The following is a 14611-nucleotide window of genomic DNA, read 5'->3' on the forward strand; positions in this document are numbered from 1 at the left end:
TCGGTAGCATCAAGCACCGGCCCGGAGGCGCGACCGCATCTCCCCACCGCCGGTCGACGTCGCCGGAGGTGCCCCATGAGCGCAGAGGCCACCAGCCCAGGTGCCCCCATCCGCAGACGGGGCCGTCCCCGGATCGATCTGCGCAGGCTCGGGCGCGTCGCGCTGCTCGGCCCCGTCTCCCGGGACCGGCTGCCCGACGCCATCGGCCACGTCGCCGAGGCCCACCGGGCCCACTACCCGGACGCCGACCTGTCGATCCTGCGCCGGGCCTACGTACTCGCGGAGTCCTCGCACCGGGGCCAGATGCGCAAGAGCGGCGAGCCGTACATCACCCACCCGCTCGCGGTCACCCTGATCCTCGCCCAGCTCGGCGCGGAGACGACGACGCTCACCGCATCGCTGCTCCACGACACCGTCGAGGACACCGATGTGACCCTCGATCAGGTGCGGGACCAGTTCGGCAGAGAGGTCTGCTATCTCGTCGACGGCGTGACCAAGCTGGAGAAGGTCGACTACGGCGCCGCCGCCGAGCCGGAGACCTTCCGCAAGATGCTCGTCGCCACCGGGGACGACGTCCGGGTCATGTCCATCAAGCTCGCCGACCGGCTGCACAACATGCGCACCCTCGGCGTGATGCGGCCCGAGAAACAGGCCAGGATCGCCAAGGTCACCCGGGACGTGCTGATCCCGCTGGCCGAACGGCTCGGCGTGCAGGCCCTCAAGACCGAGCTGGAGGACCTCGTCTTCGCGATCCTCCACCCCGAGGAGTACGAGCGGACCCGCGCGCTGATCGACGCCGCCGCCGCGCGGTCGGAGGGCTCCGGTGCCGCCCGGCAGGACCCGCTCGCGGCCATCGCCGAGAGCGTCACGACGGTGCTGCGGGAGGCCGGTATCCCCGCCGAAGTCCTCATCAGGCCACGTCACTTCGTGTCCGTGCACCGGGTCGGCGTCAAACGCGGCGAACTGCGCGGCACCGACTTCGGCCGACTGCTGGTGCTCGTGGGCGAGGACGCCGACTGCTACGCCGTGCTCGGCGAACTGCACACCTGCTTCACGCCGGTGATCTCCGAGTTCAAGGACTTCATCGCCGCCCCCAAGTTCAACCTGTACCAGTCGCTGCACACCGCCGTCGTGGGCGCGGACGGGGCGGTCGCCGAAGTCCTCATCCGCACCCACCGGATGCACAAGGTCGCCGAGGCCGGCGTCATCGCCCTCGGCAATCCGTACGCCGCGGACAGCGGCACCGGCTCCCAGCCCGCCGAACCCGCGGACGGGGAGCGCGCCGACCCCACCCGGCCGGGCTGGCTCTCCCGGCTCCTCGAATGGCAGCAGTCCGCCCCGGACCCCGACACGTTCTGGACCACGCTCCGCGCCGACCTGGCCCAGGACCGGGAGATCACGGTCTTCCGGACCGACGGCGGCACGCTCGGGCTGCCCGCCGGGGCCAGTTGCGTCGACGCCGCCTACGCGCAGTACGGCGACGAGGCGCACAACTGCATCGGCGCCCGGGTCAACGGCCGCCTGGCCACCCTCGGCACCGTGCTCAGCGACGGCGACACCGTGCAGCTGCTGCTCGCCGAGGACGCAGCCTCGGGCCCCTCGCCCGACTGGCTCGACCACGCCCGTACCCCCACGGCCCGCATCGCCATCACCGGCTGGCTGGACACCCACCCCGAGGACACCCACGGCCCGCACGCCGGCCGGCCCGCCGGGGCCGGACCCGGGCAGCGCGGCCACACCAGGCCCGGCCCGCAGCCGCAGCAGACCACCGGCAGCGGGCCCGCCACCACCGCGAGCGCCGTGGTGGACCGGCCGGACGCCCCGGTACGGCTCGCGGGCTGCTGCACCCCCGTGCCCCCCGACGCCGTCACCGGATTCGTCGTACGCGGCGGCGCCGTCACCGTGCACCGGCTGGAGTGCCCCGCCGTCGCCCGGATGCGGTCCGTCGGCCGGACACCGGTCGGAGTGAGCTGGACGGACGCCACCGAGTGCAGGGTCACACTGGTCGCCGAATCCTTCGGACGGCCCCGGCTGCTCGCCGACCTCACCGAGGCGATCGCGACGGCGGACGCGGCGATCATCTCCGCCACCGTCGAACCCCCCAGCGAACAGCGGGTCCGGCACACCTACACCCTGCAACTCCCCGACGCGGCCGGACTGCCGGCCCTGATGCGCGCCATGCGTGACGTGCCCGGGGTGTACGACGTGAGCCGCGCCAAACACCGCGCCGCCACCGTCTGACTCCGCCGGGCGGGGCCATCCGCCACAGGTATCTCGTTCGGGTGGCGCGGCGCGCGCCGCGCCGGTCCGGCGGGAAGTCGCTGGTAGCGGTAGTTCATGCCGTTCATCTCCCGCCGTCTTCGGGCCGCCCTGCTGGCCACCGCATCAGCCACCCTTGTCGCAGCCACCATCCCCTCTCCCGTGCCGCTCGGCATCGGCGATCCGCTCTTCCCCCACCTGGGCAACCCCGGGTACGACGTCCGCTCCTACGACATCGGACTGACCTACCACGGCGACAACACCAAGCCGCTGGAGGCCGTCACCAGGATCGACGCGCGAACCACCGAACCGCTCGACCGGATCAACCTCGACTTCGCCCGGGGCAAGGTCCGCGCGGTCGAAGTCAACGGACTGCGCGCCGACTTCGCCGTCGAGGACGAGGACCTGGTCATCGAACCCATGGGCCGGCTCCCCGCCGGAGTGCCGCTGCACATCACCGTCCGGCACACCAGCGACCCCACCGGCGAGCGGGACAGCGGCGGCTGGCTGCCCACCGCCGACGGTCTGGCCATGGCCAATCAGGCCGACGCCGCGCACCGGGTCTTCCCGAGCAACGACCACCCCGCCGACAAGGCGTACTTCACCTTCCGGGTCACCGCGCCCAAGGACCTCACCGTGGTGGCCAACGGACTGCCCGCCGGCACGGTCCGGCACGGCGCCGACACCACCTGGACCTACCGGACCGAGCACCCCATGGCCACCGAACTGGCCCAGGTCTCCATCGGCCGGTCCACCGTCCTGCACCGGACCGGCCCGCACCGGCTGCCGATGCGCGACGTGGTGCCCACCGCCGACCGCAAACGCCTCGAACCCCTGCTCGACAAGAGCCCCGCCCAGCTGGAGTGGATGGAACAGCAGGTCGGCCGCTACCCCTTCGAGACGTACGGACTGCTCGTCGCCCACACCGAAACCGGCTTCGAGCTGGAGACCCAGACGCTCTCGCTCTTCGAGCGCTCCCTGTTCGTCGGGACCGACTACCCGGAGTGGTACCTCGAATCGATCATGGTGCACGAGCTCGCCCACCAGTGGTTCGGCGACAGCGTCTCCCCGCAGCGCTGGTCCGATCTGTGGCTCAACGAGGGACACGCGACCTGGTACGAGGCCCGCTACGCCGAGGACCACGCCGACAAGCCGCTGGAACGCCGGATGCGCGAGGCCTACACCAGGTCCGACGGCTGGCGGTCCGCCGGCGGTCCGCCGGCCCGCCCCGACGCCCCGGCGCCCGGACAGAAGATCAGCCTGTTCCGGCCGGTGGTGTACGACGGCAGCGCGCTGATCCTCTACGCGCTGCGCCAGGAGATCGGCGAGAACGCCTTCGACCGGCTGGAGCGGAGCTGGGTGAAGAAGCACCGGGACTCCAACGCCACCACCGAGGACTTCGTCCGCCTGGCGTCCCGGACCGCGGGCCGCGACCTGACCTCGTTCCTCGACGGCTGGCTGTACGGGAAGAAGACCCCGCCGATGCCGGGGCACCCGGACTGGCACAGCAGCAAGCCCGCCGGACAGCGGTAAACCCGGGTGACGGGTGCGACGGACCGTGCCACTATCGACGAGTCGCCGCGGCGGCCGGACCGGGATTCCCGACAGCGGGAATCATCGGGAGGCGTCACGCGTTGTGACTGATGTAACGGACTTCCAACGACGTAAGGATCCAATGACCTCCTCTTCTTCCCTTCCCCAGGACGCGCAGGATGCGCAGAGCGCTACGGAGAATGTCACCGAAAGCCTCACCGAGAGCCTTCGGGCCGACGCCCTGATGGAAGAGGACGTCGCCTGGAGCCACGAGATCGACGGAGAGCGGGACGGCGAGCAGTTCGACCGCTCCGAGCGCGCCGCGCTGCGGCGTGTGGCCGGGCTCTCCACCGAGCTCGAAGATGTCACCGAGGTCGAGTACCGGCAGCTGCGCCTGGAGCGTGTGGTGCTGGTCGGTGTGTGGACCTCGGGGACCGTGCGTGACGCGGAGAACTCCCTCGCGGAGCTGGCCGCACTGGCGGAGACGGCGGGCGCCCAGGTGCTCCACGCGGTCTTCCAGCGCCGCGACAAGCCGGACCCGGCCACCTACATCGGTTCGGGCAAGGCGCTGGAGCTGCGCGACATCGTCCTCGAATCGGGGGCCGACACCGTCGTCTGCGACGGTGAGCTCAGCCCCGGTCAGCTGATTCACCTGGAAGACGTCGTCAAGGTCAAGGTGGTCGACCGGACCGCCCTGATCCTCGACATCTTCGCCCAGCACGCCAAGTCCCGAGAGGGCAAGGCGCAGGTCTCGCTGGCACAGATGCAGTACATGCTGCCGCGGCTGCGCGGCTGGGGTCAGTCGCTCTCCCGTCAGATGGGTGGCGGCGGTTCCAGCGGCGGTGGCGGCATGGCCACCCGTGGCCCCGGTGAGACCAAGATCGAGACGGACCGGCGCCGGATCCGCGAGAAGATGGCGAAGATGCGCCGGGAGATCGCGGAGATGAAGACGGGCCGCGAGATCAAGCGCCAGGAACGCAAGCGCAACAAGGTGCCGTCGGTCGCCATCGCCGGCTACACCAACGCGGGCAAGTCCTCACTGCTCAACCGGCTGACCGGTGCGGGCGTCCTGGTGGAGAACGCGCTGTTCGCCACCCTGGACCCGACCGTGCGCCGGGCCGAGACGCCGAGCGGCCGGCTCTACACCCTGGCCGACACCGTCGGGTTCGTACGGCATCTGCCGCACCACCTCGTCGAGGCGTTCCGCTCCACGATGGAGGAGGTCGGCGAGTCCGACCTGATCCTGCACGTGGTGGACGGATCCCATCCGGCGCCGGAGGAGCAGCTCGCCGCGGTGCGCGAGGTGATCCGCGAGGTCGGCGCGGTGAACGTGCCCGAGATCGTGGTGGTCAACAAGGCGGATGCGGCCGATCCGCTGGTGCTCCAGCGACTGCTGCGCATCGAGAAGCACGCGATCGCCGTCTCGGCGCGCACCGGAGCCGGTATCGAGGAGCTGCTCGCACTCATCGACACCGAACTGCCGAGGCCGTCGGTCGAGATCGAGGCGCTCGTCCCGTACATCCAGGGCGGAGTCGTCTCCCGGGTGCACGCCGAGGGCGAGGTGATCTCCGAGGAACACACGTCGGAGGGCACCCTGCTCAAGGCGCGGGTGCACGAGGAGCTGGCGGCCGAGCTCTCCTCGTTCGTCCCCGTGGCGCACTGACCGCGGCGCGACAAGGTTCGTAACACCCGAAGGCCCGCCCCGGCAGGGGGCGGGCCTTCGGCCGTCATGAAGTGCCGTCAGCGGCCGGCGAACTTCTCGCTCGTCGTGGTGAAGACGTCCTTGGCGCCCGGACCCAGGTGGGGGCCGGCCAGCCAGCCCGAAGTCACCGGTCCGATGGACGTGTTGGACACCAGCACCGACTTTCCGTCATCGCCCTTGCGGAACCAGCCGCCGCCGGACGACCCACCGGTCATGCTGCAGCCGATGCGGTACATCGCCGGAGTGCTCGGGCTGATGGAGAGCCGCCCGGGGCGGTCGACGCACTTGTGCATGATCAGGCCGTCGTACGGGGGAGCGGCGGGGTATCCCCAGGCGCCCAAGGCGTCGATCCGCGAGATCTCGGGAGCGTCGAAGTCGATCGCCAGGGCGTTGCCCACGGTCTCCTCCAGGGACTTGGTGCCCTTCTCCGGCTTCACGTGCAGTACCGCGTAGTCGTAGGGGGCACCCTCGCCCCCGGTGGGGCCGCCGTCGGCGAGCCATTCACCCGAGGTCGTCGCCCAGTCCGCCCAGTACGCGCCGTACGGGGCGATCTCCTGGGGCTGAGCGCTCTCCAGCGCGGCGGCGGACTTGCCCTGGTCGTTGTACGCGGGCACGAAGACGATGTTGCGGTACCAGCCGCCCTTCGAACCGGCGTGCACACAGTGTCCGGCGGTCCACACCAGGTTGGACCTGCCGGGATTCTTCGGGTCCTTGACGACCGTGCCCGAGCAGACCATCGAGCCCTCGGGGGAGTCGAAGAACACCTTGCCGACCGGGGCCGCGTAGTTGTGGTACGGCGTCTTCTCGCGCTCGGCCCGCACCGGGGCGGGCTCCGGGTCGCTGACGCCCTGACCGCCGGTGACGTCACCGGCCGCCATGGTCTTGGCCGGGTCCTTGGCCGACTTCATCCGGTCGGGCTTCCACAGCCCGTCGATGACCGGGTTGACGAAGTCCTTGGCCTCCCGCAGCCACTTGTCCTTGTTCCAGTTCTTCCACTCGCCGTTCTTCCACTTCTCCGGGTCGACGCCGTGCTTCTTCAGCGTCTCGGCCAGACCGTCGGGCAGGGAGCCGCCGGCGTCCTGGCCACCCGCGGAGTCGGCGGCGGGCTTGCCGGTCGCGTTGTCCTCGCTCGGGCCACAGGCCGTGGCCGTCAACGCGAGCGAGGCGACGAGACCGGCCGCGGCGAGCAGCGGACGTATGGATCGCATGGAGAGAGTTCCCCCTGATATTTCCGAAATTGCCATGAACGTGTCATACAGCTGGCCGGGCCAGCGGCCACCGAAGACGCAGGGGCCCACCCTATGACGGTCCGGAGCATGTCCCTGCCACGGCGACACGGCCCGCGGGGAGTGCGGCCGTCCTGCGGCGCCGCAGGACGGACAGGGGCCCCCGGCGCGCAACTGCCGCGCCGGGGGCCCCTGATGAGCCGTCACCGTTCCCGGAGCCGGGTCGGGCGACGGTCCGTCATCACTGTCCCGCGTACTTCTTGCTGACCGACTCGTAGACGCCCTTGGCCTCCTTGCCGAACCGCGGCCCGGCCAGCCAGCCGGCGGTCACCGGCCCGATGGAGGTGTTCGAGACCAGCGCGGGCTTGCCGTCCTGCCCGTCCGCGACCCAGCCGCCGCCGGACGACCCGCCGGTCATGGAGCAGCCGATGCGGTACATCGTCGGGTCCTGCGCGGTCAGCGAGAGCCGGCCCGGCTTGTCCGCGCACTGGAACGCCTTCTGGCCGTCGTACGGCGGAGCGGCCGGGAAGCCGGTCGCCGTCATGCCCGCGATCTTCGGCACGGCCGGGGCGTTGAACTCGACGGGCAGCGCGGAACCGACCGTCTCCTCCAGGGACTTGCCCGTCGAACCCTTCTCCGGCGTGACGTGCAGCACCGCGAAGTCGTACGGCGCGCCCAGCCCGCCCATCGAGGAACCCTGCGAGATCCACTGGTCCGACGTCTGCGCCCAAGTGCCCCACCACACGCCGTAGGGGGCGATCTCCTGCTTGGTCGCCTTCTTCAGCTGAGCGAGCGACAGGCCCTGGTTGTTGTACGACGGCACGAAGGCGATGTTGCGGTACCAGCCGCCCTTCTTGCCGGCGTGCACACAGTGCCCGGCGGTCCACACCAGGTTGGACTTCCCGGGGTGTGCCGGGTCCTTCACCACGGTCGCGGAACAGACCATGGAGCCCTCGGGGCCGTCGAAGAGCAGCTTCCCGGACTCGGCTGCGTTGGCGTGGTACGGCGTCCTGACGCCTGTGGCCCGGACCGGCACGGGCGTCGGGTCCGTCACGCCGACATCACCCGAGATGTCGTTGTCGACCGGCTTCTCCGGCGCCTTGTCCGCGTCCCGCATCCGGTCCGGGTCCCACAGGTCCTCGATGATCGGATTGACGAAGTCCTTGGCCTCCCGCAGCCACTTGTCCTTGTCCCAGTTCTTCCACTCGCCGTTCTTCCACTGGTCGAGATCGATCCCGTGTTCCTTGAGCCGGTCCTTCAGGTCGTCCGGGATGGTGATCTTTCCGTCCGAGGACTGACCGGCGGGAACGCTCGGCTTGTCACTCGCGTTGTCCTCTTCGGGACCGCAGGCGGTGGCGGTCAGCGCGAGAACCGCGGTGGCCGCGGCCACGGCGAGGACCGACGAGGGCCGGCGCCTCCCCTGACGTGCGGCGAGAGCCGGTCGAATGAGTCGCATGTGGTGATCCCCCTGGGACTTCGTAACTCAACACTTCTGTACTGCACTGCGGTACTGCTCCGAGCCACCTGCTCCGAACATCCTTCGGACTTCCGGACGACTTCCCGAGGTCCTGTGCGGCCCCCACTATGCCGGTGCCGATGGGGACGGCGAGCGGCAGGGCCGCGGTTCCGCCTCCGCAAGGATCTTCCGATTTACCCGTGATCCGCCGTGCCCGGCGTCGTTGGTACGTGCAAAGGGCTCGGGAAGAGCGTTCATCCCCGCAGTCCGCCCGTGCGCCGGCGTACCGATGTGCAACGCAACCGTTACAGCAGGAGGACCGACAGCCGTGGCCGTGACCGAACCAGCCCCGGTGCCAGTACCGGCGGTGCACGAGGGGATCCTGCGTCGCCAGTCGCTGCGCGAATCCGCCGCCCGTACCTATGCGCGCTCACTTCCGATCGTGCCGGTGCGGGCCCGTGGGCTGACCATCGAGGGTGCCGACGGGCGCCGTTACCTCGACTGTCTCTCCGGAGCCGGCACCCTGGCGCTCGGACACAACCATCCGGTCGTCCTGGAGGCCATCAAGAAGGTCATCGACTCGGGTGCGCCGCTGCATGTGCTCGACCTCGCCACCCCGGTCAAGGACGCCTTCACCACGGAGCTGTTCGCCACGCTGCCGCGGCAGTTCGCCGACGATGCCCGGATCCAGTTCTGCGGTCCGGCGGGCACGGACGCGGTCGAGGCGGCGTTCAAGCTGGTCCGCGGCGCGACCGGCCGCAGTGGTCTCCTCGCCTTCACCGGCGCCTACCACGGGATGACGGAGGGGGCTCTCGCCGCTTCGGGCGGCGCCGAGGACGTACGGGTGACCAGGCTGCCCTTCCCGCGCGACTACCGCTGCCCCTTCGGCATCGGCGGCGAGCGCGGTGCGGAGATCGCCGCCCGGTGGACCGAGAACCTCCTGGACGACCCCAAGGGCGGCACCCCGGCACCGGCCGGGATGATCCTCGAACCGGTGCAGGGGGAAGGCGGAGTGAACCCCGCCCCCGACGGCTGGATGTGCCGGATGCGCGAGATCTCCGAGGCCCGGAACATCCCCCTGATCGCCGACGAGGTCCAGACGGGCGTCGGCCGCACCGGCGCCTTCTGGGCGGTCGAGCACAGCGGGATCGTGCCCGACGTGATGGTGCTCTCCAAGGCCATCGGCGGTTCCCTCCCGCTCGCCGTGATCGTCTACCGCTCCGAACTCGACACCTGGCAGCCGGGGGCCCACGCAGGCACCTTCCGGGGCAACCAGCTCGCGATGGCGGCGGGCACGGCCACCCTCGCCTTCGTACGGCAGAACCGCCTCGCCGAGCGCGCCGCGGCCCTCGGCGCCCGCATGCTCGCCCGCCTCCAGGCGCTCGCCACCGACCACCCCACCATCGGTGACGTACGCGGACGCGGCCTGATGATCGGGGTCGAGCTGGTCGACCCGGAGGCCGCCGCGTCCGGCGACGGCCCCGAGCCGCCGCCCGCCCCCGCCCTGGCCCTCGCCGTCCAGCAGGAGTGCCTGCGCCGCGGGCTCATCGTCGAACTCGGCGGACGCCACTCCACCGTCGTCCGCCTGCTCCCTCCCCTCACGCTCACCGACGAACAGGCGACAGCGGTCGTCGACCGCCTCGCCGACGCCCTGGCAGCCGCCGAGCGCCTGCCGCACCACCGCACCACGACCGGGTCGATCCGCTGACCCCGGACACCTTCACAAGAAAGACCGCCGTGAACCCCACCCCCACCCCCACGCCCCAGGCTGACGGCTCGTCCCCCACTCAGCAGCTCGCCGGCCCGCTAGTCCTGGAGCAGTCCACCGTGCCGCGCCAGATGAAGGCACCCCACGACGAGTGCCGCATCACGAAGTACACGGCCACCGGCGGGGCACCGGACGACCCGCTCGACCATCCGGACCCGCTGCGGGCCGCCGACACGGCGGGCGCGGAGAACCTGCTGCGCTGCTGGGTCCGGGAGACCGCCCTGGCCGGGCCGGACGGTCCCACACTCCGCATCCCCCTCCCCGCCAGCGGCACGGCCCTGCTCGTCCCCGTCCTCTACTGGTCGGCCACGGGCTGGCACCGCTTCGGCCCGGCGGCCCTGGAGGGAGCGCCCGAGGGAGCACCGCCCGCCGACGCCGTCACCATCGCCGCCCTGCTGGGCCGCGAGGCCGGCCGGGACGAGGGGGCCGACATGGTGGCCCGGGTGGCCGACTCGGTACGCCGTACCGCCGGATTCATCGCCGAGCGGCGCCGCGCCCCCCACGCCCCGGCCGGAGCGGACCTCTTCCTCACCGCGGAGCAGTCGCTGCTGCTCGGTCATCCGCAACACCCCACCCCCAAGAGCCGCGAGGGGCTCTCCGACGCCGAGTCGCGCCTCTACTCGCCCGAGTCGCACGGCTCCTTCGCACTGCACTGGATGGCCGTCGACCGGTCCGTGCTGGCCACCGACTCCGCCTGGACCGACGGAGGCCGTCCGGTGCCGGCCACGGAGCTGGTCGCCGCGCACGCCCCGGGCCTGCGTCTCCCCGACAACACCGCACCGATTCCGCTCCACCCCTGGCAGGCCCGCGAACTCGTACACCGTCCCGAAGTCGCCGCGCTGCTCGACGCCGGACTCCTCCACGACCTGGGACCGCACGGCGAACGCTGGCACCCCACCTCATCCGTTCGCACCGTGCACCGGCCCGGTGCCGAGGTCATGCTCAAGCTCTCCCTCGGCGTTCGCATCACCAACTCCCGCCGCGAGAACCTCCGCAAGGAACTCCACCGCGGAGTGGAGGTCCACCGGCTGCTCCGCAGCGGGCTCGCCACCCAGTGGCACGCCGCCCGTCCCGGCTTCGACATCGTCCGCGACCCCGCCTGGCTGGCCGTCGACGGCCCGGACGGCCGCCCCGTCCAGGGTCTCGATGTGATGCTCCGGCACAATCCGTTCGGGCCGCACGACGACGCGGTCTGCATCGCGGCGCTGACCGCCCCCCGCCCCTGGCCGGGCCGGGCGGGCATGCACTCACGCCTCGCCGAGATCGTGCTCTCGCTGGCCGCCGCCACCGGGCGGACCGTGGGTGCCGTTGCCGCCGAGTGGTTCCTGCGCTACCTGGACCGCGTCGTGGGCCCCGTGCTCTGGCTCGACGCCCACGCGGGCGTGGCCCTCGAAGCGCACCAGCAGAACACCCTGGTGATGCTCGGCCCCGACGGCTGGCCCGTCGGCGGCCGGTACCGCGACAACCAGGGCTACTACTTCCGTGAGTCCCACCGCGCGGCGCTGGAACAGCGGCTCGCCGGCATCGGATCGGTCAGCGACACCTTCGTCTCCGACGAGGTCACCGACGAACGCTTCGCCTACTACCTGGGCATCAACAATGTGTTCGGTCTGATCGGGGCGTTCGGCGCCCAGCACCTCGCCGACGAGCGCGTGCTCATCGCGGCCTTCCGCCGATTCCTGGGATCGGCCGCCGCGCCGGGCTCGCCGCTCCCCACGCATCTGCTGGAGAAGACCCACCTGCGGTGCAAGGCCAATCTGCTGACCCGGATGCACGGCCTAGACGAACTGGTCGGCCCCGTCGACACCCAGTCCGTCTATGTCACCATCGCCAACCCCCTTTGTGCCTGAAGGAACATGACTACCGCCTGAACCGCCGAGAGGAGAGCGACACCGTGGCTCCCGCCGATGCGCACACCGACGCCGGGACCGGCCCTGCCCCGCAGGCCGACACAGCTGCCGAGGACACCCTGGACCTGGAGCTCTCCGAAGAAATCCTCGCGCTGTTCGGGGACGACCCCCCGGCCGGCGAGGCGATGCGCCCGCTGCCCGGCGCGCCCGTGTCACCCGCGTCGTCCGTTCCGGGCGGCGCGGGCCCGGCGGCGGGCACCGGTCCGGTCATGAGCAGGGCGGCCGCCTCAGACCTGCTGGACCACCCGGCCGACTGGCGACCGGTCACCACCGGGGCCGGAGTCTTCCAGCTCGTCCCCGTACGGCTCGAACGCGATCTCGCCGTACTGACCCGCTGGATGAACGACCCCGCCGTCGCGGCCTTCTGGGAGCTCGCCGGACCCGAAGCCGTCACGGCCGCCCATCTGCGCCCCCAACTGGAGGGCGACGGACGCAGCGTCCCCTGCCTCGGCGTGCTGGCGGGCATCCCCATGAGCTACTGGGAGATCTACCGCGCGGATCTCGATCCGCTGGCACGTCACTACCCGGCCCGCCCGCAGGACACCGGGATCCACCTGCTCATCGGCGGCGTGCACAACCGCGGACAAGGCGTCGGCACCACTCTGCTGCGCGCCGTCGCCGACCTCGTGCTCGACAACCGCCCCCGGTGCGCGCGCGTTGTCGCGGAGCCCGATCTGCGTAATACCCCGTCCGTCTCAGCCTTTCTGAGTGCCGGATTCCGCTTCTCCGCGGAACTCGAACTCCCGGACAAACGAGCTGCCCTGATGGTCCGCGACCGAATCCACCGTGCCCAACTGTGAACGAACTGCTGCCCAATTCACCCCGCTCGAACCCCATCGGTTCCACCCCGAGGAGTCCCCGTGCCGAAATATCCCGCGAGCCATGATTCAGCGGAGTCCGCCGAGCCGCTCAGCACACCAGAACTGAACCCGCAGGTCTGGGACAGGGCCGCCGCCCGGCTGCTCGCGAAGATGCTCGGTCAATTCGCCTACGAGGAAGTCGTCGAGCCGGTCGCCCAGGCCGGTCCGGACAATGCCTACACCCTCGGACTCGACGACGGGAATTCCCTCACCTTCAGGGCCCGGCGGGGCGTGTACGGGAGTTGGCACATCGCCCCCGACTCGATTCTGGAGATGCCCGGGAAGGACTCCGGGACACCGGACGGCGATCCGGGCCCGAACTCCGATCCGGACGCCGGAACCGTGCCCTTCCGCGATCCGCTCCAGTTCCTCGTCCGCGCCCGTCGTCTCCTCGACATCGACGGCGCCACCCTCGGGCACCTGATCCGTGAGATCACCACCACCCTCACCGCCGACGCCCGGCTCGACCACACGGCGCTCCCCGCGGCCCGGCTGGCCGACCTCGACTACGCCGAGCTGGAGGGCCACCAGACCGGCCACCCCTGGCTCGTCGCCAACAAGGGCCGCCTCGGTTTCTCCGCCTCCGACGCCGCCCGCCACACCCCCGAGGCCCGCACGCCCCTCACGCTGCCGTGGATCGCGGTCTCCACGAGGATCGCCGCGTACCGCGGAGTGGCCACGCTGGCCGGCCCCGAGCGGCTGTACGCGCAGGAGCTCGACCCCTCGGTCCGCGACTCCTTCGACGGCGTGCTCCGCGCCCGCGGTCTCGATCCCGACAGCTATCTCTTCCTTCCCGTGCATCCCTGGCAGTGGGACGAATGGATCGTTCCGGTCTTCGCCCCCGCCATCGCCGCCGGCGACATCGTTCCGCTCCACCCCGACGCGGACCTCCGGCTCGCCCAGCAGTCCATCCGCACCTTCAGCAACGTGGCCCGCCCCGACCGGCACACCGTCAAGCTGCCGCTGTCGATCCTCAACACACTGGTCTGGCGCGGACTGCCGACCGAGCGCACCCTCGCGGCCCCCGCCGTCACCGCCTGGGTCCACGGGCTGCGCGACCAGGACGCGTTCCTGCGCGACACCTGCGGGGTCATCCTGCTCGGGGAGGTGGCCTCGGTGACCGTCGAGCACCCGCTCTACGACCACCTTCCCGAGGCCCCGTACCAGTTCAAGGAGATCCTCGGCGCGATCTGGCGCGAACCCCTCCAGCCCCGGCTCGCACCCGGCGAACGGGCCCGGACACTCGCCTCGCTGCTGCACACCGACCCGCACGGCCGCGCCTTCACGGCCGAGCTCGTCGCCCGCTCCGGGCTGACGCCCACCGCCTGGCTGACCCGACTGTTCGCCGCGCTGCTGCCGCCGCTGCTGCACTTCCTCTACCGCTACGGCACGGTCTTCTCCCCGCACGGCGAGAACGCCATCGTGGTCTTCGACGAGCACGACGTACCGGTGCGCCTGGCGATCAAGGACTTCGTCGACGATGTGAACGTCAGCGCCCGCCGACTGCCCGAGCACGAGTCGATGCCCGAGGACGTACGCCGGACGCTGCTCACCGAGGAGCCCTCCTTCCTCATCCAGTTCATCCACTCCGGACTCTTCGTCGGGGTGTTCCGCTTCCTCTCCCCGCTCTGCGAGGAACAGCTGGGGGTCCCGGAGGCCGATTTCTGGTCACTCGTCCGGGCCGAGATCCTGCGCCACCACGCCCGCTTCCCCGAGCTCAAGGAGCGGTTCGAGATGTTCGACCTGCTGACACCCCGCATCGAACGCCTCTGTCTGAACCGCAACCGCCTGCACGTCGACGGCTACCGGGACCGTCCCCAGCGTCCGCACGCGGCCATCCACGGGACCGTTCCCAACCCGCTCCACCCCGCCACCGGTGTCCGGGAGTGACTCTGTT

At 71.1% G+C, this 14611-nt stretch carries 9 protein-coding genes; 7 read left to right on the forward strand and 2 right to left on the reverse strand.

Annotated elements, in window-relative coordinates; genetic code table 11:
• Positions 1-75 precede the first annotated feature (75 nt).
• From ACGF8B_RS07090 to hflX, 3 genes are all read left to right on the forward strand, one after another.
• The gene (locus ACGF8B_RS07090; RefSeq protein ID WP_392735532.1) at positions 76-2241 is read left to right on the forward strand and encodes a RelA/SpoT family protein; all 2166 of its coding nucleotides are present in this window, start codon (positions 76-78) and stop codon (positions 2239-2241) included.
• A 96-nt stretch (positions 2242-2337) separates the two neighbouring features.
• Entirely contained in the window at positions 2338-3792 is a 1455-nt protein-coding gene (locus ACGF8B_RS07095; protein WP_392735534.1) for a M1 family metallopeptidase, read from the forward strand.
• A gap of 142 nt (positions 3793-3934) precedes the next feature.
• Positions 3935-5455, forward strand: coding sequence for a GTPase HflX (gene hflX, locus ACGF8B_RS07100; RefSeq protein ID WP_392735536.1), 1521 nt, complete (start codon positions 3935-3937; stop codon positions 5453-5455).
• A gap of 77 nt (positions 5456-5532) precedes the next feature.
• Here the strand turns inward: hflX and ACGF8B_RS07105 are convergent, their stop codons facing one another.
• Positions 5533-6702, reverse strand: coding sequence for a trypsin-like serine peptidase (locus ACGF8B_RS07105; protein ID WP_392735538.1), 1170 nt, complete (start codon positions 6700-6702; stop codon positions 5533-5535).
• 259 nt (positions 6703-6961) lie between these two features.
• Complete coding sequence (locus ACGF8B_RS07110) at positions 6962-8176, reverse strand: trypsin-like serine peptidase (RefSeq protein ID WP_392735540.1); 1215 nt, start codon at positions 8174-8176, stop codon at positions 6962-6964.
• 328 nt (positions 8177-8504) lie between these two features.
• Here ACGF8B_RS07110 and ACGF8B_RS07115 point away from each other — a divergent pair, with 328 nt between their 5' ends.
• From ACGF8B_RS07115 to ACGF8B_RS07130, 4 genes are read left to right on the forward strand one after another with little or no spacing between them, the layout of a single operon-like run.
• Positions 8505-9884 carry a diaminobutyrate--2-oxoglutarate transaminase family protein gene (locus ACGF8B_RS07115; protein WP_392735542.1) on the forward strand — a complete coding sequence of 460 codons (1380 nt, stop codon included), beginning with the start codon at positions 8505-8507 and terminating at the stop codon, positions 9882-9884.
• A gap of 29 nt (positions 9885-9913) precedes the next feature.
• Positions 9914-11794, forward strand: a complete 1881-nt coding sequence (locus ACGF8B_RS07120; protein ID WP_392735543.1) for an IucA/IucC family protein — start codon at positions 9914-9916, stop codon at positions 11792-11794.
• 44 nt (positions 11795-11838) lie between these two features.
• On the forward strand, positions 11839-12654 hold the full coding sequence (locus ACGF8B_RS07125; protein WP_392735545.1) for a GNAT family N-acetyltransferase: 816 nt from the start codon (positions 11839-11841) through the stop codon (positions 12652-12654).
• 60 nt (positions 12655-12714) lie between these two features.
• A complete protein-coding gene (locus ACGF8B_RS07130) occupies positions 12715-14604 on the forward strand; it encodes an IucA/IucC family protein (RefSeq protein ID WP_392735547.1) in 1890 nt (629 codons plus the stop codon).
• Positions 14605-14611 lie beyond the last annotated feature (7 nt).

Origin of the sequence: Streptomyces sp. NPDC047917, assembly GCF_043204345.1 — a bacterium.
Classification (GTDB): domain Bacteria; phylum Actinomycetota; class Actinomycetes; order Streptomycetales; family Streptomycetaceae; genus Streptomyces; species Streptomyces sanglieri.

What these genes read in the sequence shown, in the direction of transcription:
- ACGF8B_RS07090 (WP_392735532.1), top strand. Translation starts at nt 76, where the DNA reads ATGAGCGCAGAGGCCACCAGCCCAGGTGCCCCCATCCGCAGACGGGGC.
- ACGF8B_RS07095 (WP_392735534.1), top strand. Translation starts at nt 2,338, where the DNA reads ATGCCGTTCATCTCCCGCCGTCTTCGGGCCGCCCTGCTGGCCACCGCA.
- hflX (WP_392735536.1), top strand. Translation starts at nt 3,935, where the DNA reads ATGACCTCCTCTTCTTCCCTTCCCCAGGACGCGCAGGATGCGCAGAGC.
- ACGF8B_RS07105 (WP_392735538.1), bottom strand. Translation starts at nt 6,702, where the DNA reads ATGCGATCCATACGTCCGCTGCTCGCCGCGGCCGGTCTCGTCGCCTCG.
- ACGF8B_RS07110 (WP_392735540.1), bottom strand. Translation starts at nt 8,176, where the DNA reads ATGCGACTCATTCGACCGGCTCTCGCCGCACGTCAGGGGAGGCGCCGG.